The organism is Bradyrhizobium sp. MI1.7 (assembly GCF_055811795.1).
This window is the reverse complement of record NZ_JBVVPO010000003.1, coordinates 34,674-53,729: the sequence shown is the minus strand read 5'-3', so window position 1 is coordinate 53,729 and position 19,056 is coordinate 34,674. Positions and strand designations below refer to the sequence as shown.

At 64.7% G+C, this 19,056-nt stretch carries 17 protein-coding genes and 1 tRNA gene; 8 read left to right on the top strand and 10 right to left on the bottom strand.

The window, feature by feature from the left end; genetic code table 11:
- Nucleotides 1-182: 182 nt before the first annotated feature.
- Entirely contained in the window at nt 183-419 is a 237-nt protein-coding gene (locus tag AC0L3X_RS04730; RefSeq protein WP_085404758.1) for a hypothetical protein, read from the top strand.
- 14 nt (nt 420-433) lie between these two features.
- Here the strand turns inward: AC0L3X_RS04730 and AC0L3X_RS04725 are convergent, their stop codons facing one another.
- From AC0L3X_RS04725 to AC0L3X_RS04710, 4 genes are all read right to left on the bottom strand, one after another.
- A complete protein-coding gene (locus tag AC0L3X_RS04725; protein ID WP_063983202.1) occupies nt 434-733 on the bottom strand; it encodes a hypothetical protein in 300 nt (99 codons plus the stop codon).
- Nucleotides 734-782: 49 nt separating this feature from the next.
- A tRNA-Lys gene (locus AC0L3X_RS04720) sits at nt 783-858 on the bottom strand.
- Between the two features lie 327 nt (nt 859-1,185).
- A complete protein-coding gene (locus AC0L3X_RS04715) occupies nt 1,186-3,855 on the bottom strand; it encodes a glycosyltransferase (protein ID WP_354112882.1) in 2,670 nt (889 codons plus the stop codon).
- A 214-nt stretch (nt 3,856-4,069) separates the two neighbouring features.
- Nucleotides 4,070-4,666 (bottom strand): beta-1-3, beta-1-6-glucan biosynthesis protein, encoded by a 597-nt coding sequence (locus AC0L3X_RS04710; RefSeq protein WP_354096457.1) that lies wholly within the window; start codon nt 4,664-4,666, stop codon nt 4,070-4,072.
- A 222-nt stretch (nt 4,667-4,888) separates the two neighbouring features.
- On the opposite strand from AC0L3X_RS04710, the gene AC0L3X_RS04705 reads away from it, so the two are divergent.
- The gene (locus AC0L3X_RS04705) at nt 4,889-6,553 is read left to right on the top strand and encodes a glycoside hydrolase family 17 protein (RefSeq protein ID WP_187387696.1); all 1,665 of its coding nucleotides are present in this window, start codon (nt 4,889-4,891) and stop codon (nt 6,551-6,553) included.
- On the opposite strand, the gene AC0L3X_RS04700 is transcribed toward AC0L3X_RS04705, so the two are convergent.
- From AC0L3X_RS04700 to AC0L3X_RS04690, 3 genes are all read right to left on the bottom strand, one after another.
- Entirely contained in the window at nt 6,513-6,893 is a 381-nt protein-coding gene (locus AC0L3X_RS04700) for a hypothetical protein (protein WP_028147889.1), read from the bottom strand. The genes AC0L3X_RS04705 and AC0L3X_RS04700 overlap by 41 nt on opposite strands.
- 109 nt (nt 6,894-7,002) lie before the next feature.
- Nucleotides 7,003-7,878: a hypothetical protein gene (locus tag AC0L3X_RS04695; protein ID WP_063983206.1), complete on the bottom strand. Its 876-nt coding sequence runs from the start codon at nt 7,876-7,878 to the stop codon at nt 7,003-7,005.
- 41 nt (nt 7,879-7,919) lie between these two features.
- Nucleotides 7,920-9,290, bottom strand: coding sequence for a hypothetical protein (locus tag AC0L3X_RS04690; RefSeq protein WP_063983207.1), 1,371 nt, complete (start codon nt 9,288-9,290; stop codon nt 7,920-7,922).
- Nucleotides 9,291-9,461: 171 nt separating this feature from the next.
- On the opposite strand from AC0L3X_RS04690, the gene glmU reads away from it, so the two are divergent.
- The gene (gene glmU / locus AC0L3X_RS04685) at nt 9,462-10,829 is read left to right on the top strand and encodes a bifunctional UDP-N-acetylglucosamine diphosphorylase/glucosamine-1-phosphate N-acetyltransferase GlmU (RefSeq protein ID WP_063983208.1); all 1,368 of its coding nucleotides are present in this window, start codon (nt 9,462-9,464) and stop codon (nt 10,827-10,829) included.
- A gap of 12 nt (nt 10,830-10,841) precedes the next feature.
- On the top strand, nt 10,842-11,027 hold the full coding sequence (locus AC0L3X_RS04680; protein WP_187387697.1) for a hypothetical protein: 186 nt from the start codon (nt 10,842-10,844) through the stop codon (nt 11,025-11,027).
- A 9-nt stretch (nt 11,028-11,036) separates the two neighbouring features.
- On the opposite strand, the gene AC0L3X_RS04675 is transcribed toward AC0L3X_RS04680, so the two are convergent.
- Entirely contained in the window at nt 11,037-11,255 is a 219-nt protein-coding gene (locus AC0L3X_RS04675; protein ID WP_028158733.1) for a hypothetical protein, read from the bottom strand.
- Between the two features lie 219 nt (nt 11,256-11,474).
- Between AC0L3X_RS04675 and glmS the strand changes: the two genes are divergently transcribed.
- The 3 genes from glmS (at nt 11,475) to AC0L3X_RS04660 (ending at nt 15,124) form a co-directional block, all read left to right on the top strand.
- Nucleotides 11,475-13,301, top strand: a complete 1,827-nt coding sequence (gene glmS / locus AC0L3X_RS04670; RefSeq protein WP_063983209.1) for a glutamine--fructose-6-phosphate transaminase (isomerizing) — start codon at nt 11,475-11,477, stop codon at nt 13,299-13,301.
- 89 nt (nt 13,302-13,390) lie between these two features.
- On the top strand, nt 13,391-14,161 hold the full coding sequence (locus AC0L3X_RS04665; RefSeq protein WP_014495163.1) for a DUF502 domain-containing protein: 771 nt from the start codon (nt 13,391-13,393) through the stop codon (nt 14,159-14,161).
- Between the two features lie 105 nt (nt 14,162-14,266).
- Complete coding sequence (locus AC0L3X_RS04660; RefSeq protein ID WP_283016540.1) at nt 14,267-15,124, top strand: NAD(P)-dependent oxidoreductase; 858 nt, start codon at nt 14,267-14,269, stop codon at nt 15,122-15,124.
- Between the two features lie 28 nt (nt 15,125-15,152).
- On the opposite strand, the gene AC0L3X_RS04655 is transcribed toward AC0L3X_RS04660, so the two are convergent.
- Nucleotides 15,153-15,590, bottom strand: a complete 438-nt coding sequence (locus AC0L3X_RS04655) for a P-loop NTPase family protein (RefSeq protein ID WP_283016539.1) — start codon at nt 15,588-15,590, stop codon at nt 15,153-15,155.
- Between the two features lie 300 nt (nt 15,591-15,890).
- On the opposite strand from AC0L3X_RS04655, the gene panE reads away from it, so the two are divergent.
- The gene (gene panE / locus AC0L3X_RS04650) at nt 15,891-16,820 is read left to right on the top strand and encodes a 2-dehydropantoate 2-reductase (RefSeq protein ID WP_283016538.1); all 930 of its coding nucleotides are present in this window, start codon (nt 15,891-15,893) and stop codon (nt 16,818-16,820) included.
- Here the strand turns inward: panE and recG are convergent.
- Nucleotides 16,817-18,925, bottom strand: coding sequence for an ATP-dependent DNA helicase RecG (recG, locus tag AC0L3X_RS04645; RefSeq protein WP_283016537.1), 2,109 nt, complete (start codon nt 18,923-18,925; stop codon nt 16,817-16,819). The two genes, panE and recG, sit on opposite strands and share 4 nt — an antisense overlap.
- Nucleotides 18,926-19,056 lie beyond the last annotated feature (131 nt).

Genomic DNA, 19,056 nt, shown 5'->3' with positions numbered 1-19,056 from the left:
GGAAGGTTTCAGGCTGCCGGTTCACGCTGGCGGGCCTTGGCAGGCCCTGCAAACTCCTGTTGATGTGGCCGAGGAAGCTGTCACATTACTTTGACAGACAGGTGCCAATTTGGAAGGCGCTGGGATTTCAGAGCCCAGACCGGAATACGCGGCGAACGCTGCCAAGCGAATATATTCCGCTTGTGCAGCGTTCAGTATCCTCTCAATTTCGGGAGTTCGGCGTGTTTGATGCTGAAATGACTGCGCTGCTCAGGGCGGTGCTCGATGAAGTTTGCGAAAATATTCCTGTAAGCGAGACGGGCGCCAGAGCGTACGTTGCTTCGAAGCTGCTCGATGCCGCGGCACATGGGCAGTTCTCGACCGACGCGTTGAAAGCAGCGGGTCGCGAGGCCTTGAACCCACCAACGATGTGGCGCTAATTATCCGCTCCACATCACTCGATCACATCGTATTCGAAGGCGACGCCCTCCGGGTCGTTCTCCTCAAACCATCGTTCCGCGGCGCCCACCGTCGCGAAGACCTTGATGTGATCGATGTCGCCGACCTGCTTGGGGTGTTGCGCCGGCCCTAGTGGGGCTCTTTCGCGCGCATGGAGCGCATGTGCCCGGATCTGGCGGACGGGGAGGGCGTGCTGCCGCTTGAGCGCGCCGGCCTCATGGCGATCGCGAGCAATTGCCGCGCTGCATCCTCGACGCTCAGATCGGCAATCAATTTGCCAACACAGTGCCCACACACGGCTTTTTCGGTCGGCTTGTGATTTCGCTCAAGTTATTGTTTCGGCTTGGTGAGCGCGCTGGGGCTCGAACCCAGGACCCCGTGATTAAAAGTCACGTGCTCTACCGGCTGAGCTACGCGCTCCCATGGCCGCTGATGGCTTTCAAGATCGATCGCCATCGTCTTCGGACATTCGAGAAGCATGTCTTGCCGCTGCCTCAACTGGCGTCGCGGGGAAAAACCGGCTGTTTCCGGATCATGCTTTCGGCCCGCGCTGTGTAGGGGGATGGGGCGCTGAGGTCAATAGTGCGAGTGGCGGCCCAAACTCTTGGCGGAGGCGGGGATTCGCTCGCGCTTTCCGCCGCTTAGGCCGGAATTTTCAACTCGATTGGCGGCCCGCTATCCACGCCGAACAGCGCCGGTGGCTTGCCGGCGCGGAGGTTTCACCCGCGCCGAGAGGCCGTTCGTTCGTCAGTTCGCTTCCCGCCGGACTTCGCTCGGCACCGGCTGTGGCGTGCCGGCGGGGGTTGGCAGTGCGACCGGACGGAGGCCAATCAACTCGGCTGTACGGATCGCGCTGTCGCGCCAGAACTGGAACGAGTTGATGCGGCTGAGCTCGAGGATCGCGATCGCGACCGCGGCCAGGAACGGCAGGCTTTGCAGCACCAGGACTCCGGCGAAGATGTAGATCTCGGTGATCTGGCGATAGCTGTTGGAGGCGATCAGCACGCCGGCGCCGATCACCAGCAGGGTGCCGATCACGGCCTCCCAGAACGCCTGGAACTCGATCGACATCCTGGACAGGCCGCCCTTGGAGGTGCGCGCGAACGCGATGTGCTCGGTGATCAGGCCCTGCGCGACCGCGCGCGACACCGTCCATTGCACGCTCATCGCCGCGATCATCGCGCCCATCATCTGGCCGGGCTTGATCGCGACGCGCGCGCGGTACATCGACAGGAAGTGCGCGAGCGAGACGATGAAGGCGCCGATGATCGGCAGGGTCAGGATCTTGTCGGGGATGGCGATGTCGGCGAAGGCGACGATCGGCACCCAGATGAGGTTGAGCAGCGCCACCACCACGCCGAGGCTCTCGGCGCCGAGCCAGTTCAGCCAGCCCAGACCATATTCGCGCTTCTGGTCCGGCGTCAGCCGGCTGCGGCCGGGCAGGAAGTGCCGCCAGTGCTTCTTCACGATCTGGAGGCCGCCATAGGCCCAGCGGTGGCGCTGCTTCTTGAAGGCCTCGTAGGTGTCGGGGAGCAGGCCCTGGCCGTAGCGGTGATTGGTGTAGTGGGTGGTCCAGCCGAGCTCCTGGATCGCAAGGCCGAGATCGCTGTCCTCGCAGATCGTGTCGGACGACCAGCCGCCGGCCATGTCCATCGCGGCGCGGCGGATCAGGCACATCGTGCCGTGCACGATGATGGCGTTGGCTTCGTTGCGCTGGACCATGCCGATGTCGAAGAAGCCGGCATATTCGCCGTTCATGATGTAGTGCATGATCGACAGGTCGCCGTCGCGATGCTCCTGCGGCGCCTGCACGAGGCCGACGCGCGGGTCGGCGAAAGCCGGCACGAGGTCCTTCAGCCAGTCGGGATCGACGACATAGTCGGCATCGAGGATGCCGATGATCTCGGCATCGACGGCGGTGCGGTCCATCGCGATCCGCAGCGCGCCGGCCTTGAAGCCCTGCACCTTCTCGGCGTTGATGAACTTGAAGCGTTCACCGAGCGCGCGGCAATGGTCCTGGATCGGCTGCCAGAACGCGGGATCGGGCGTGTTGTTGATGATGACGACGCATTCGTAGTTCGGATAGTTCAGCCGCGACAGCGCATCGAGCGTCTGCTTCAGCATCTCGACCGGCTCGAAATAGGCGGGGATGTGGATCGAGACCTTCGGGTAGTAATTCTCGGGAACGTTCTCGACCGGCTTGGTCTTGGAGAGCAGCCGCTGCGGCGGCCGGCCCAAGGCCACCGCCGCGATCTCGTCGACGCGCGCCATCGCGATGAGGACCAGGGGAACAAGCAGGATCATGCCGAGCGTGAGCGCGAAGGCCGAGCCGAAGATGAAATAGTGGTCGTTCCAGAACGCGAACACCGTCGCGGCCCAGGCGCCGACGCCGTTGGCGGTCGCCGACAGCAGGAACGCCTGCCTGGCGGTCGGTTGCTCTAGCCGCAGGATCGGCAGCGACAGGAGGATGCCGACCAGCAGCGCAATTCCCATCAGCTTCCAGTAATCGGGATTCTCGACCGGGCCGGTCCAGGCGAATTTCGGCTCGCGGCTGGCGTTGAGGATGCCCCAGTACGGGCCGACGCCGCCCTCGAAATATTTCCAGGGCTGATCGATGGCTTCGACGATGTTATATTCCATGCCGATGGCTTCGGCGCGGCTGACGAAGTTGCGCAGGGTCAGCGCCTGCTGGAACGGACCGGGGTCGGCGTTGCGAAGGTTGTAGCCCTGGCTCGGCCAGCCGAATTCGGCGATCACGATGCGCTTGCCCGGGAACAGGTTGCGCAGCAGGTTGTAGCGATCGACGGCCTGGTCGACGGCCTGGTCCGAGCGGAAGTTTTCCCAATAGGGCAGCACGTGGGCGGCGATGAAGTCGACGTTGGAGGCAAGGTCGGGATTGTCGCGCCAGATGTTCCAGATCTCGCCGGTCGTGACGGGCACGCGGACCGAGCCCTTCACCTTCTTGATCATGTCGATGAGGTCTTCGACCTTCTGCTCGCCGCGGTAGATCACCTCGTTGCCGACCACGACGCCGACGACGTTGCTGTTCTTGCGGGCGAGTTCGATGGCGGCCTTGATCTCGCGCTCGTTGCGATCCTTGTCCTTGTCGATCCAGGCGCCGACGGTGACCTTGAGGCCGAACTCGGCCGCGATCGGCGGCACCAGCTCGACGCCGCCGGTGGACGAATAGAGACGGATCGCGCGCGTCATCGTCGACAGCGTCTTCAGGTCGGCGCGGATTTTCTCGACGGTGGGGATGTTGTCGATGTCGGGGTGCGCCGCGCCTTCGAACGGGGCGTAGGAGACGCTGGGCAGCAGGCCCTTGAAGTCGGGCGCGGGTTCCTTGTCGCGCAGGACTCCCCAGATGCCGGCGTGAAGCACGGACACAAGCAACAGAACGGCGGCGACAACGCGCATCGCGGCTAAACCAAAAGGGGCTGAGGTGGCAGGGAAGCGGATCCGACCCCGAGATCCGACCGAGTCCGCGGCAAATGGAGCATACCTCTGCCGCGCGGTTTCACAACTGTCATGGCCTCATGACCGTATGAGGGCATGACAGTTTTGGAATGTGCGGCAGTGCCAACCGCTTCTATCGCCGATCGTTCCTGAACGGCGGCTGAAACGATCGCGGCTATTTCGAGGGCGCCGGTGTCGGGCTTGCCGCAGGCGCGGGGCTCGCGGCCGGCTGCGGGGCCTGCGAATTGCCCGTGGCTGGCGCCGCCGGCTGGGAGGCGCTGGCTGACGCCTGCTGCGGCTGGGATGCCGGGTTGATCCAGCAGGCGTGCACGCGGCTGTCCAGGGTCTCGGCGACCTTGGGATCGATCTGGCCGCCAAAGCGGGTCAGGCAGCGGAAGGCGGCCTGGATGTGGCCGCCGGGGCAGCCGAAGCGGTCGTAGAGGTCGAGATGGCGGAACGCGGTATCGAGGTCGTCGCGCCACATCAGCCGCACCACGCGCCGGCCGAGCCAGACGCATTCGGGGTTGCCGGCCGGGCCGTTGATGACCTGGGCTGCTTCGGCGAATTCGTCGGTGCGGCGCTGGTTCTGGGCGGCGTCCTTGGCGGCGGCATCGGCGGGCTGGGCGGCTGCCTTGCCCTGGTCCGGGGCGGGCGTGCCGCTCTGGGCGGAGGCGCCACCGAGACCGACCATCACGACCAGGGAGGCGACGGCCAAGGTGGCGGCGAACTGCCGCAGGACCGCATTTCGTAACTCGAACACCCGTTGCCGCATGAATTCCCCAATATATCAGCTGACCGCCCGCGCCAGGACCTCGCGGACTCGCCGGTGATGGCGTCCAAATGGGTCCCCAATGCGGCGGCAAAGTCCTGCCGAGTCCATGACCTGAATTTGAAATTTTGTCCAGCAAAGTCACGATCCTAGGCCTCTGTCGAACGGCCGCAGGTAAATTCCTCGGGGGAGGGAAGGATCCATCCCGGACACACCCCTTGGCAGATGGCGCGTGAGCAGGTAATCGACGGCACCTCGCGGAGGACGGAACCGATTTCTCTTCGTACGCCACTGGCGCTTCTGCTCGTTTCACTGGGTGCGATTGCTGCCGTGTGGTGGTGGCTGGCCACGCCAATCACGCTCGCGCGCGCCCCGATCGACCCGGCCGACAAGGTCCAATGCGTCTCCTATGCGCCGTTCCGCGGGGAACAGTCGCCGCTGAACGCGTGGACCCATATCGAAGCCGACCAGATCGAGCAGGATTTGCGACAGCTCAAGGAGATCACCGACTGCGTCCGCACCTATTCGATGGAGAACGGGCTCGACCAGGTGCCGGCGATCGCCGCCAAGGTCGGCGGGCTGAAGGTGCTCCAGGGCATCTGGCTCTCCAGCAACCGCGCCAAGAATTTTGAGCAGGCCGCGCTCGCCGTCCGCCTTTCCAAGGAATTCCCCGGCATCATCACCAGCGTCATCGTCGGCAACGAGGTGCTGCTGCGCGGCGAGATGACGACGGCGGACCTCGTCTCCATCATCCGCTCGGTGAAGGCGCAGGTCAGCGTGCCCGTCACCTATGCCGACGTCTGGGAGTTCTGGCTCAGGAATCGCGAGGTCTATGACGCCGTCGACTTCGTCACGATCCACATCCTGCCTTATTGGGAGGATGTTCCGGTGAAGGCGAAGTTCGCAGCGAGCCATGTCGAGGCGATCCGCGAGCGCATGGCGGTCGCGTTCCCCGGCAAGGAAATCCTGATCGGCGAGACCGGCTGGCCCAGCGAAGGGCGCATGCGCGAGGGCGCGCTGCCGTCGCGCACCAACCAGGCGCGCGTCGTCTCGGAAATCCTGGGCCTGGCGAAAGCGAACAAGTTTCGCGTCAATCTGATCGAGTCCTATGACCAGCCCTGGAAGCGCAAGCTGGAAGGCACCGTCGGCGGCTATTGGGGCCTGTACGACTCGGTGCGCCGGAACCTGAAATATCCGCCGGGCCAGCCGATCAGCAATTTCCCGTACTGGAAATGGTACATGGGCGCCGGCATGGGCCTCTGCGTGCTGGTGTTCGCGGTCGCCGGCCTCACGCTGCGCAGGCGGCCGTGGACGCCGCGCTTCTCGGCCTGGCTCGGCGTCGCGATCTCGGCGACGTCAGCGGGCACCCTGCTCGGGATCGGCGTCGACAAGATGTATTATGAGAGCTACGGCATCGGCGGCTGGCTGCACTGGGGCGCGCTGCTTCTGGCCGGCATCCTGTCGCCGATCTTCTGCGCGCAGGCGATGGTGATCGGCCGCAGCCTTCCGACCTTCCTCGATCTGCTCGGCCCGCGCGAGGGCCGCAAATGGTCGAAGCTCACCGCCGTGCTCGGCCTGACGCTGGCGGTGACCGCGGTGATCGCGGCGCAGACCGCGCTCGCCTTCGTGTTCGACTCGCGCTACCACGACTTCCCCTACGCCTCGCTGACGATGGCGGTGGTGCCGTTCGCGGTGCTGATGCTGAACCGGCCGCAGATCGGCCAGCGTCCGATTGCGGAATCGGTATTCGCGGGCCTGCTCACGCTGGCGGCCGCCTATGTGCTGTTCAACGAGGGCCGCGAGAACTGGCAGTCGCTGTGGACCTGCGCGATCTACTTGCTGTTCGCGTTCACGCTGTGGCGGGCGCGGGCCGAGCAAATCCAAGAATGAACAGGCCGATCGCAAGGCCCGACAGCACGACATTGTAGAGCACGATGCCGAGGCCGGCGGCGACGATGCCGACGGTCAGCAGCACGATCGACGGCCGCATCAGGTTCAGCGTCGCAACCACCAGCGCGACGATGCCGAACACCGAATTCTTGAACAGCACCGTCGAGACTGTGCGCGCCTTGCAGATTAGAGTCTGCAGGCCGGCGTCACAGGCGAGGCCAACGGTCGAGTTCTCGATGCCGAGATAGCGCAGATAGATCGCGTAGCCGACGGACACGAAGCCGACGACGATCAGGAACTGCACCTGGTAGGGCGTGAGGCGGAAGGGCTTTTTTGTCATGGGCGCAATATGGTCGGGATGACGGGAGGGGGCAACAGGCGAGGTGGATATTTCTGCCCATTGCATAATCGCCAATTAGGCGATGAGACCGAGCTCGCGCGCGCTGTGGCTAACCCAAGCGACACAGGAGACCATTGGGCCTCAATTCCAGCTCGAATGCCCAAGGTTGTGGTGCGTTAATCAGGTCCTCCTCCATATTGCCCTGAGGCGAAAGCTCAGTCTTGTACATCGCCGTCGCGATGGCCAGTGGGACTCCCCCTGGATTGGGCACTGGAATTCCGGCATCAACGCTGATTGGGCCGCCATTTATTGGATCGGATGCCATCAGAGTCGTGTTCAAGCCGTCTCCTAGATCGACAGCGCAACCGTGCATGAGCGTTACCGCGAAGAGCTCAGTCAGGCGCTTTTGTTGATCGAAAGCGTTGCTTTCCTTGGGTTCGAGCACTCCGCTGCTTCTCAGGGTTGCCTTCAGATCGGTGAACAGTCGATCAGACGTAAATGCAGGCCGGACGACAAAGCTACTCGTCAATTTGTCAATATAATCCAGCTCTTCCGCGTTGAGCCGTTCCACGCTTATCGTTCCGAAGTTAGTGCGGACGATCTTTTGTTCGATCGTCTCGACTAGCTTTTTTGCCTTCGCCATCGGGAATTTTCGGAGGCGCGGCGGAGCGCGTCTGAGGGTCGCGTGCAGCCAAGGCACGAACTGGGATGGCAGTGATCTGTTCGTGATGTACGGATTGGCCCCAGGCGGGTGTCTATTGAAGAAAGACATGAAGAAGGCGATCAGAGCCCAATCGCGCACTTCCCGAGTAACTATCCCTTTGTTGCGTTCGGCCTTATGAGCGACGAAGTCGCCGATTTCCTGAACAGGTTCTCTTCCATCGCAGCGATCTCTGGCAAATAGAAAAATACGCGCCAGATCCTCCGGCACAAAGTCTCCGTTCAGGAAACGAACAACGCGCGCTCGGATTCCAGCATCAACCATTGTCGATCACCCCTGCGTTGATGCTTGTTATTTGAGCGTTCCTACCGCCTGAAGAACGACGACAGCGTCGATCCCGTCGAGGCCGTCTCCGGCTTCGCCGGTGCGGCCGGCGGCTGAGGCGCGGGGGCAGGCGCGGGCTCCTCGCGCTTCGACGAGCGTTTTGAGGAGTAGCTGCGGCGGCGCTTCTCCGGTTTGGCGGCCGGAGCGGGCGCCGGCGCAGTCTCGGCTTGCGGGACGGAGTCCTGGTTCTTGTCCGCGTTCTTCTCCTGAACCCGGTCCTGAGTCTTCTCTTGTCCCTTCTCCGATCCGCCGCGCATCGACAGCCGCTGGCCGTCGAACACGGTGGTCTCGCAATGGCGGTCGTTCTCGGCGAGGCCCGCGCAGAGCTTTGCGGCGGCGGCGGCATTGATCAGCGGGCCGGCCCCCAAGCGGAGCTGCATGCCGAGGCCGGCATTGCCTTCCTTGATCATGATGATCGGCCGCAGCGCCGCGATCTCGGGATTGGACTTGGTCAGGCCGCGCCAGAGCGCGCGCAGGCCGTCGAGCGAGTTGGCGCCGCCAAGGTCGATGGCGAAGCGCGTCTGCTGGACCGCGATTGCAGGGGCCTCGCTCTCGGCCGTCTCCGGCGGCTTGGCTGGCGCCGCGGCGACCTCGGTCGGGGCGGGCGCCTGTTCGGGCTTCTTCTCGGCGGCCTTCTCCGTCGTCTCGGGCTGCGTCAGCTTCGATGCGGCGGGATCGGGTGGCGCCATGATCGACTTGGATGGCACCAGCGGAAGCATGGGCAGTGCCGACGTTGTCAGCGGCGACTGCGATACCAGCGAGGCCATGGCGGCGTTCTGCGGCGGCGGGATCAACTGATCCTTTGCGGCCTCCTTCAGGGCGTCTTTTGTCGGCTCCTTCGCCTGGTCCTTCGCGGCTGCCGCGCGCGGCTTGTCACTTGGGGGAGCCGGCGTCGAGGCGACCGGCGCGACGGTCGGCGCCGCGGGCTGGGTGTCAGGCGCCGGCGCGTCCTGCGGCTTCGCGCTCTGCTTGGCGATGGCGCCGGTGACGGAATCCATCCCTTGCTCGAGCACGGTGACGCGCGAATAGAGCCGGTCACGATCGGTGTTCAGCGTCTCGATGGCGGAGGCGAGGCGGCGGGCCTCGTTCTGGCTCTCCTTGGTCAGCATCTGGAGCCGGTCGGCCTGGCGCGACAGATCGGCCGACGCAACCTGGTCACGGCGCCAGCCGAGCTGGGCCTGATTGGCCATCACGGCCATCACGACGGCGCCGACGGCAACCACGCCCCACGCGCCCAGCCGCCACATCGTGCTGCGGTCGACCGCGCTTTCCTCGGCCAGAAGTCCGGAGAACAGCCCGCCGGTCTCCTTGGCCCCGAAGGCGTCCGCCAGTGGGTCGGAATCCTTTGCCATGAACGTTAAGTGCCCAGCCCCGAACTGCTTCCCCGAATCAATCAGGGAACATTAACAGGAAAACCCCGTCGCACTTGAATTCCGGGCGTTTGCGGGGGTAGCAAGGCGACAGCTCATGACGGCGTCGGCCTGCCGCCGCCCGTTGATTCGGCCATGTTTGACAGGATTTCGATGACCGCCCGTTCCAGCCTCACGATCGTACTCGCCGCCGGCGAAGGCACGCGCATGCGATCGAACCTGCCGAAAGTGCTGCATCCGGTCGCCCACCAGAGCCTGCTCGCGCACGTGCTCGCCGCCACACCGAAGGGAACCGGCACCTCGCTCGCCGTCGTGATCGGCCCCGACCATCAGGCGGTCGCGGACGAGGCGAAACGCATCCGTCCCGATGCGCTCACCTTCGTGCAGGCAGAACGGCTCGGCACCGCGCATGCGGTGCTGGCGGCGCGCGAGGCGATTGCGCGGGGCGCGGACGATCTGCTGATTGCCTTCGGCGACACGCCGCTGATCTCAGCCGAGACCTTTGCGCGGCTGCGCGCGCCGCTCGCGAAGGGCGCAGCAATCGCCGCGCTCGGCTTTCGCGCCGCCGATCCCACCGGCTATGGCCGCTTCATCGTCGAGGGCGACCGTCTGGTCGCGATCCGCGAGCATGCCGATGCCAGCGCGGACGAGCGCAAGATCGATCTGTGCAATGCCGGCCTGATGGCGATCGACGGGCGCCGTGCACTCGCGATCCTCGACAAGATCGGCAATGCGAATTCGAAGGGCGAATATTATCTGACTGACGCGGTCGGCGTCGTTCGTGAACAGGGATGGGAGTCCGTCGTGATCGAGACCAGCGAGGACGAGGTGCGCGGCATCAACACCAAGGCGCAGCTCGCGGAGGCCGAAGGCGTGATGCAGGCGCGCTTGCGCAAAGCGGCGATGGAAGCAGGCGTCACGCTGATCGCGCCCGAGACCGTTTATCTGTCCGCCGATACCGTGTTCGGCAATGACGTCACCATCGAGCCGTTCGTGGTGATCGGTGCGGGCGTGTCGATCGCCGACGGCACGGTGATCCATTCCTTCTCGCATATCGTGCAGACCACGCTCGGCAAGAACGTCTCGATCGGCCCCTATGCGCGACTGCGACCCGGCACCTCGCTCGGCGACGGCGCGCGCATCGGCAATTTCGTCGAGACCAAGGCCGCGACGCTGGAGGCCGGCGTCAAGGTCAACCATCTCTCCTACATCGGAGACGCCACCATCGGCGCCAATTCCAACATCGGCGCCGGCACCATCACCTGCAACTACGACGGCTTCAAGAAGCACAAGACGATCATCGGGCAGGGTGCCTTCGTGGGCACCAACTCCTCTCTCGTCGCGCCGGTGAAGATCGGCAACGGCGCCTATATCGGCTCAGGCTCGGTGATCACGCGCGATGTGCCCGACGACGCCATGGCGCTGGAGCGCAATCAGCAGACCATCCGGGAAGGCGGCGCTGCGCGCTATCGCGAGATGAAGACCGGCGGCAAGAAGCCGGAAAAGAAGCCGGAGAACTGAGCGCCAACTGCGGTGTCCTCTCGCTTTGTGCGCGATCTGAGCAGTTTTCTGATTGACACATTCGTCACGGGGATGGGGCGACTGCTGCTGCGGGAAATGAACGAGTACGATCCGCCCGAGATTTTGGCCCTCGTCATCGGGCTAGCGTTCTGGGCGCTCCTCATTTTCCTCGTCTGGGCCGTGATGCTGGGGTGGTAGGGCGCGCCGCTATTCGTCGTCGGAGAATTCCGAGAAGATCGCGCGCGTCAGGCGCCAGCCGCGCGGCTTGGCCCGTTTCGCAGGTTCTCCGGCAGCGTGCTTGACGAAGACGGGTTTGCTTTCCTTGCCGCGCTGGGGCGGCGGCCAATGCGCAAGGTGCGTGCCAGTGGTCTCGCTGGCGTGGGCATACATCGATGACAGGCCTTTGCGGCCGGACGAGCTTTTCATGACCTTACTCCCTGGCCGGGAATCGTTGGTCAAACTTATTGACAACAAGTTAATTCGCGCGGTTTAAGGCCGGCCAATTCGACGCAGTCGAAATCGGAAGCGAACCAGCGCTGTCTCAATCCGCAATAATTATTGAGTATCTGGTTCCTTAGGAACTTCGCTAAAGACCGAGCGGATCGTTTAGGCGATTTTTCGACGATTTGGGGGATATTGATCCGCATGTGCGGGATTGTCGGCATTCTCGGGCGCACGCCGGTTGCAGAGCAATTGGTGGATTCGCTCAAACGTCTTGAATATCGCGGCTACGACTCCGCTGGCGTCGCCACGCTCGAAGGCAAGCATCTCGCGCGCCGCCGCGCCGAGGGCAAGCTGAAGAACCTGGAGAAACGGCTGGAAGCCGAGCCGTTGAAGGGCACGACCGGCATCGGCCACACCCGCTGGGCCACCCACGGCAAGCCGACCGTCAACAATGCCCATCCGCACGCGACCGAACGCGTTGCCGTGGTCCATAACGGCATCATCGAGAATTTCCGCGAGCTGCGCGAGGAGCTCGAGAAAAAGGGCACGGTGTTCCACACCGAGACCGACACCGAGATCGTGCTGCATCTCGTGGACGATCTGCTCACGCGCGGCAACAAGCCCGTGGAAGCGGTGAAGCTGACGCTGGCGCGGCTGCGCGGCGCCTTCGCGCTCGGCTTCATCTTCGCCGGTGACGACGATCTCATGATCGGCGCCCGCAATGGCCCGCCGCTCGCGATCGGATATGGCGACGGCGAGATGTATCTCGGCTCCGACGCCATCGCGCTCGGCCCCTTCACCGACACGATCAGCTATCTCGAAGACGGCGACTGGGTCGTGCTGACGCGCAAGGGCGCCACGGTCTTCGACAAGGACGGCCACGCCGTCCAGCGCGAGAAGATCAAGCACGCCGCCTCGACCTCGCTGGTCGACAAGGCCAATTACCGCCACTTCATGGCGAAGGAAATTCACGAGCAGCCGGAAGTGGTCGGCCACACGCTGGCGCGCTATGTCGACATGGCGACCGAGCGCGTCTCGCTGCCGGTCAAGCTGCCCTTCGACTTCAAGAGCATCCAGCGCATCAACATCACCGCCTGCGGCACCGCGAGCTATGCCGGCTTCGTCGCGAAATACTGGTTCGAACGCTTTGCGCGCGTGCCGGTCGAGGTCGATGTCGCCTCCGAATTCCGCTACCGCGAGGCGCCGTTGCGCAAGGGCGATCTCGCCATCTTCATCTCGCAGTCGGGCGAGACCGCCGACACGCTGGCCGCGCTGCGTTATGCCAAGGCCGAGGGTGTGCACACGGTGGCCGTCGTCAACGTGCCGACCTCGACGATCGCGCGCGAGAGCGAGACCGTGCTGCAGACGCTCGCCGGTCCCGAGATCGGCGTCGCCTCGACCAAGGCCTTCACCTGCCAGCTCATGGTGCTGGCAAATCTTGCGATCGCGGCCGGCAAGGCCCGCGGCGAATTGTCCGACGAGGACGAGACCAAGCTCGTTCATGGCCTCGTCGAGATCCCGCGCCTGATGTCGGACGCGCTCACCACCGAGCTCCAGATCGAGAAGCTGGCGCGTGAGATCGCCAAATCGCGCGACGTGCTCTATCTCGGCCGCGGCACCAGCTTCCCGCTCGCGCTCGAAGGCGCGCTGAAGCTGAAGGAGATCTCCTATATCCATGCCGAGGGCTATGCCGCCGGCGAGCTGAAGCACGGGCCGATCGCGCTGATCGACGAGACCATGCCGGTCGTCGTCATCGCCCCCTATGACCGCGTGTTCGAAAAGACCGTCTCCAACATGCAGGAGGTTGCCGCCCGCGGCGGCAGGATCATCCTGATGACGGACGCCAAGGGCGCGGAGGAGGCGACCGTCGAGTCCCTCGTCACCATCGTCATGCCCGACATGGCGGCCGCGTTCACACCGATGGTCTATGCCGTCCCCGTTCAGCTGCTCGCCTATCATACAGCGGTCATCATGGGCACCGACGTCGACCAGCCGCGCAACCTCGCGAAATCGGTGACCGTGGAATAGGCAGAAGGGATCAGGCCGGAACGCTAGGTAGTCTTCCAAAACCTGCTAGAAGACCCTAGCTTGAGTGCAGCGACCGACCTGGAACCCGAATGACCCCCCGCGACGACGCGCCTGCGCCGCTTGATCCCATCCCGGAACCGCATACCGGCCTGATGGGCCGCTTCCGCAATTATTTCCTCACCGGCCTTGTCGTGACGGGGCCAATTGCCATCACGCTGTATCTGGTCTGGTGGTTCGTCACTTGGGTTGACGGCGTGGTGCGGCCGTTCGTGCCGTTGGCCTACCGGCCCGAAACCTATCTGCCGTATGTCATTCCAGGTTGGGGACTGATTGTCGCATTCTTCACGCTGACGCTGGTCGGCTTCCTCGCGGCCAATCTGATCGGCCGGACGCTGGTCGATATCGGCGAGACCTTCCTCGGCCGGATTCCGGCGGTGCGCGCCATCTATCGCGGCCTGAAGCAGGTGTTCGAGACGCTGTTCTCGGGCAAGGGCTCGAGCTTCCGGAAGGTCGGCCTGGTTGAGTTTCCGTCGCCGGGCATGTGGTCGATCGTGCTGATCTCGCAGTCGCCGAATGAAGAGGTCGCGCGCAGCCTGCCGGGGCAGGAGGAGCACGTCTCGGTGTTCCTGCCGTGCTCGCCGAACCCGACCACGGGCTTCTTCTTCTACGTGCCCAAGAGCAAGATCGTCGAGGTCGACATGAGCACCGAAGATGCCGCGACCCTGATCATGTCGGCCGGCGTGGTGCAGCCGGGCTCGGCGCCCGATCCGAAGAAGGCCGCCGCGCTCGCGGGCATGGCGAACGCCGCGCGCATTGCCAACGCGTCCGCGCTCCAGCCCCAGCCCGCGAAGGTGGAGTAGGGCCATTCCCGTTTCGGATGGCCGCATTCACGCAAGCACTTTCGTCCTCTGCTAGTCTTCCGGTTGAATTGAGCGCCTCGCTCGGAATTCGACCTGGAGTGCATGATGACGAAGACCATTGCGATTCTCGCGCCCGGCGCCATGGGCAGCGCCGTGGCCCGCCGCCTCGGCGAAAACGGTGCGCGCGTGCTGACGTCGTTGAAGGGGCGCAGCGAGGCGACGCAAAAGCGCGCCGCCGATGCCGGCATGATCGGCGCCGAGGACGACGCGATCGTGGAGGCCGACATCATCCTTTCGATCGTGCCGCCGGGCGAAGCCGTGGCTTTGGCCGAACGCCTGGCCGCGCTGATCGTCCGGCGCGAGAAGAAGCCCATCGTCGTCGACTGCAACGCGGTCAATGTCGATACCGTTCAAAGAATCGAGGAGATCATCGGCTCGGCACAGGCGCCGTTCGTCGATGGCGGCATCATCGGCTTCCCGCCGCAGCCCGGCGGCAAGAGCCCGGCTTTCTACCTGTCCGGCGAGTACGCTGGGGATCTCGCGGTGCTGAAGGATCTCGGGCTCGACGTGCGGATTGTCGAGGGCCCCGTCGGCGCGGCCTCCGCGCTGAAGATGTCCTATGCAGGTATCGTCAAGGGCCTGGCCGGCATCGGCTCGGCCATGGTGGTCGCGGCCACGAAAGCGGGCGCGGCTGACGCGCTGCGCGACGAGCTCGCGCTGAGCCAGCCCGCGGTCCTGGCCCGGCTCGAAGTCGCGCTGCCGGACATGATCCCGAAAGCCTATCGCTGGGTCGCGGAGATGCGGGAGATCTCGGGTTTCCTCGGGCCCGACCATCCGGCGAGCCAGATCTACGAAGGCTTTGCGCGCTGGTTCGAGCACCTCGCCGCGGACGCGAATGGCGAAGCGGTGGATGCGGCACTGCTGAAGGCGTTCGCTGCGCGTGTCGCGCAGAAGAAGGCCTGACCGTCCAGTCTGAAGTCACGGCGATGGATCACTCGCAGTGTACTGAAACCGACTCCAGAAAACCCTGGATGTCCCGGTCGCGTCTCAGGCGCACGACCGGGACATCGGGGCCATATTGAAGGCGCTCGGCCTCGATGACGGGCACGCGCTCGGTGTCGTAGCGCCACGCCTCCTTCATCAGTTTCCAGTCGAACTGTTCCGGACATCCCTCGGGCAGATCGGGTCGCGTCGTGTCGCGATCGAACGCGGAGCGCCAGAGAATGCGCCACTGGCAGAGCCAGCGCGGGCGGTCGATGACGACCAGGGTGTCGGCACGCGCAAGCGTGAGATCGAAGGCGAGCCCCGAGAAGCTGCCGTCGATGACCCATGCGTCGCCCGCGATCGCCTCCGCGACGCGTAGACGGAAGCTGGCCTTGTCGGATGGATTCCATCCCGGCCGCCAATAGAGCACGTCGAGATGCACCACGGGCAGTCCAAGCTTCCGCCCGAGATTTCGAGAGAGGCTCGTCTTTCCGCTTCCCTGAGAACCGACAACGATGACCCTGCGCATGAGCGCAAGGTTTCATAAAGTCGACCGCGGCGAAAGGGTGAGTCTTCTGAAGCGGCTCTATCCACTTCGTCATTGCGAGCGCAGCGAAGCAATCCAGCCTGTCTCCGTGGGAAGATTCTGGATTGCTTAGCGGCGCGGGCAAATACGGGGGGGAGAACCCGCCCGCCCCCGGTGGGGTTTTTTTTGGGGGTGAAGCTGGGTTGGTTCGGAGTTCGAATGAGAGTGCTGGTGATCGGCGCAGGCGCGCTTGGAGGCTATTACGGAGCTCGCCTGGTCCGAGCGGGCGGCGACGTGACCTTTCTGGTGCGAGCGAAGCGTGCCGAGCAATTGCGGCGGAATGGATTGCAGGTCGTGAGCCCGCATGGCGACTTTGCCGTGCAGCCGAAGATCGTCCTGGCTAACGATCTCAAGGAGACGTTCGACGTCGTGCTGGTCGGGGTGAAATCCTACTCGCTCGACGATGCGATGGCCCAGTTTGCCCCGGCCGTTGGCGCCAACACGATGATTCTGCCGATACTCAACGGATTGAAACATATTGACGCTCTGACCGCGAAGTTCGGTGCTGCGCGCGTCCTCGGCGGCCTGGCGAACGTCAGCGCCGGGCTCGACGCGGATGGTCGTGTCGTTCAGTTCATGGCCAATCAGACCATCGTCTTCGGCGAGACCAACGGGGCGCCGAGCGAGCGTGCGCTCGCGCTGGAAACACTGCTCCATGTCCCCGGTATCGACGTGCGCGCCAGCGAAACGATCATGCAGGACATGTGGGAGAAATTCATCCAGCTCAGCACGCTCGCCGGCATCACTTGCCTGATGCGCGCAAGTATCGGCGACATCCTGGCGGTGCCGAACGGCGAGCAGTCCATTTTCCGGCTGTTCGCGGAATGCTGTGCCGTTGCAACGGCGTCGGGTTTTGAGCCACGCGCCCCGTTCATCGAGTTCGACCGGAAACTGTTCACCACCCCGGACTCGCCGCTCAAGGCTTCGATGCTGCGCGATATCGAGCGTGGTTCGGTTACCGAAGCGGAGCATATCCTGGGCGATATGGCCAATCGCGCCCGCACGCTCGGTATCGATACGCCGCTGCTGGATCTGGCCCGCGCGCATGTGGCGGCTTATGAGGTCGGGCGCCGAAGAGCAGCAGGCTAACCCGCCCCGATCAGCGGGATCGCCTCGTCCCGCTCGTAGAGATACAGCAGGCACCGCAGCGCCTCGCCGCGCTCGCCTTTCAGCTTCGGATCGTCCTTCAGGATCCGCAGCGCCTCGTCTCTAGCCTGGGTGATGAGCTGGCCGTGCACCTCCGAGCGCGCGATGCGGTAGCCGGGCAGGCCGCTCTGGCGCACGCCGAGCACATCGCCTTCGCCGCGCAGCTTCAAATCTTCCTCGGCGATGCGAAAACCGTCGGTGGTCTCGCGGATCACCTTCAGGCGTGCCTTCGACATCTCGCCGAGCGGCTCCGAGTAGAGAAGGAGACAGGTCGAGGCTTCCGAGCCGCGCCCGATGCGGCCGCGCAGCTGGTGCAGCTGGGCAAGGCCAAACCGTTCGGCGTTCTCGATCACCATGATGGTCGCGGCCGGCACGTCGACGCCGACCTCGACCACGGTGGTCGCAACCAGAAGCCCGATCTCATGGGCGGCGAACTGGCCCATCACGCGGTCCTTCTCGGTGCCCTTCATCTGGCCGTGGACGAGGCCGACGCGGTCGCCGAAACGCTTTTGCAAGCTCTCGAAGCGTTTGGTCGCATTGGTCAGGTGCTCGGTGCCCTCGGCCTCGGATTCCTCGACCAGCGGGCAGATCCAGTAGACCAGCTTGCCCGCCTCCAGGGCCCGGCCGATGCTGTCCGTGACCTCATTGAGGCGACTCATCGATATGGTGCGGGTCTCGATCGGCTGGCGGCCGGCGGGCTTCTCGCGCAACTCGGAGATGTCCATGTCGCCGAAATAGGTCAGCACCAGCGTGCGCGGGATCGGCGTCGCACTCAGCACCAGCACGTCGACGGCGGCGCCCTTCGAGGTCAGCGCGAGGCGTTCGCGCACGCCGAAACGATGCTGCTCGTCGACGACGGCCAGGGCGAGATCGTTGAAGATCACGTCGTCCTGGATCAGGGCATGGGTGCCGACGAGGAGATTGATCTCGCCGGCTTCGAGTTGCGCCAACAGCTCGCGCCGTTCCTTGCCTTTCTCGCGGCCGGTGAGGATGGCCACGCGCAGCCCTGCGCGCTCCGCGAGCGGGGCGATGGTCTTGATGTGCTGCCGCGCCAAAATTTCCGTCGGCGCCATCAGCGCCGCCTGCTTGCCGACTTCGGCGACGGCGGCGGCCGCCAGCAGCGCCACCACGGTCTTGCCCGAGCCGACATCGCCCTGAAGCAGGCGCAGCATGCGCACGGGCTGTTTTAGATCCTCGGCGATGGCGGCCGCGGCGTTGCGCTGGGACGGGGTCAGGGCATAGGGCAGGGCGTCGATGATCTTGTTGCGCAAGTGACCGTCGCCGGCGTTGCGGACGCCGGCCGGGCGGCGCAATTGGGCGCGGATCAGGGCCAGCGCGAGCTGGCCGGCCAAAAGCTCATCGAAGGCGAGGCGCGACCAGTAGGGTTTTTCGGGCAGGATGTCTGTCAGCTCGACCGGCTGGTGCACGCGGCTGAGCGCCTCGGTGACCGTCGGAAAACTGCAGCGGCGCATCACCTCCGGGCTGATCCATTCCGGCAGGGCCGGCAGCTTCTGCAGCGCTTGCGCGACCGCGCGGCGGAGCGAGCCGAGTGCCAGACCGGTGGTCAGCGGATAGACCGGATCGATGCCGGAGAGTTTTGCGATCGCCTCCTCGTCGAGCACGCGGTCGGGATGCACGATCTGCGGGATGCCGTCATACATCTGCAGCGTGCCCGAGACGTAGCGCTTCTCGCCCATCGGCAGCAGCTTTTCGACATAGCCGGGCTTGGCGCGGAAGAAGGTCAGCACGACGTCGCCGGTGTCGTCGCTGGCGTAGACGAGATAGGGCGCGCGGGCGTTGCGCGGCGGAGGCGGGCGATGGCGATCGACGGTGACCTCCAGCGTCACCATGGTTCCCTGGACGGCGTCGCGGATCTTTGGCCGCGCACGGCGGTCGATGACCTGGCTCGGCAAATGCAGCAGCAGGTCAACCAGGCGCGGCGTCTCATTGCGGCTGAGCAGGTACTGCAGCAGCTTGTCCTGCTTCGGACCGACGCCGGGCAGGCTGGTCACGGGAGCAAACAGCGGATTGAGCAGGCTGGGGCGCATGAGAGCGAATCTAGGATCGTTTCGGCCCGTCATGCCCGGCTTTATGCCGGGCATCCACGGCTTTTTTCGCGGCGCCCACGCGGGCAGCGGGCCATGCCAAATCGAGGGCTGACAGGGGCGGTCCGAGTGGC

Coding starts and splice junctions, on each gene's coding strand:
- AC0L3X_RS04700 (WP_028147889.1), bottom strand. CDS start 6,893: ATGACAAAAAAGCCCTTCCGCCTCACGCCCTACCAGGTGCAGTTCCTG.
- AC0L3X_RS04695 (WP_063983206.1), bottom strand. CDS start 7,878: ATGGTTGATGCTGGAATCCGAGCGCGCGTTGTTCGTTTCCTGAACGGA.
- AC0L3X_RS04705 (WP_187387696.1), top strand. CDS start 4,889: ATGGCGCGTGAGCAGGTAATCGACGGCACCTCGCGGAGGACGGAACCG.
- AC0L3X_RS04715 (WP_354112882.1), bottom strand. CDS start 3,855: ATGCGCGTTGTCGCCGCCGTTCTGTTGCTTGTGTCCGTGCTTCACGCC.
- AC0L3X_RS04710 (WP_354096457.1), bottom strand. CDS start 4,666: ATGCGGCAACGGGTGTTCGAGTTACGAAATGCGGTCCTGCGGCAGTTC.
- glmS (WP_063983209.1), top strand. CDS start 11,475: ATGTGCGGGATTGTCGGCATTCTCGGGCGCACGCCGGTTGCAGAGCAA.
- glmU (WP_063983208.1), top strand. CDS start 9,462: ATGACCGCCCGTTCCAGCCTCACGATCGTACTCGCCGCCGGCGAAGGC.
- AC0L3X_RS04675 (WP_028158733.1), bottom strand. CDS start 11,255: ATGAAAAGCTCGTCCGGCCGCAAAGGCCTGTCATCGATGTATGCCCAC.
- AC0L3X_RS04665 (WP_014495163.1), top strand. CDS start 13,391: ATGACCCCCCGCGACGACGCGCCTGCGCCGCTTGATCCCATCCCGGAA.
- AC0L3X_RS04660 (WP_283016540.1), top strand. CDS start 14,267: ATGACGAAGACCATTGCGATTCTCGCGCCCGGCGCCATGGGCAGCGCC.
- AC0L3X_RS04690 (WP_063983207.1), bottom strand. CDS start 9,290: ATGGCAAAGGATTCCGACCCACTGGCGGACGCCTTCGGGGCCAAGGAG.
- recG (WP_283016537.1), bottom strand. CDS start 18,925: ATGCGCCCCAGCCTGCTCAATCCGCTGTTTGCTCCCGTGACCAGCCTG.
- panE (WP_283016538.1), top strand. CDS start 15,891: ATGAGAGTGCTGGTGATCGGCGCAGGCGCGCTTGGAGGCTATTACGGA.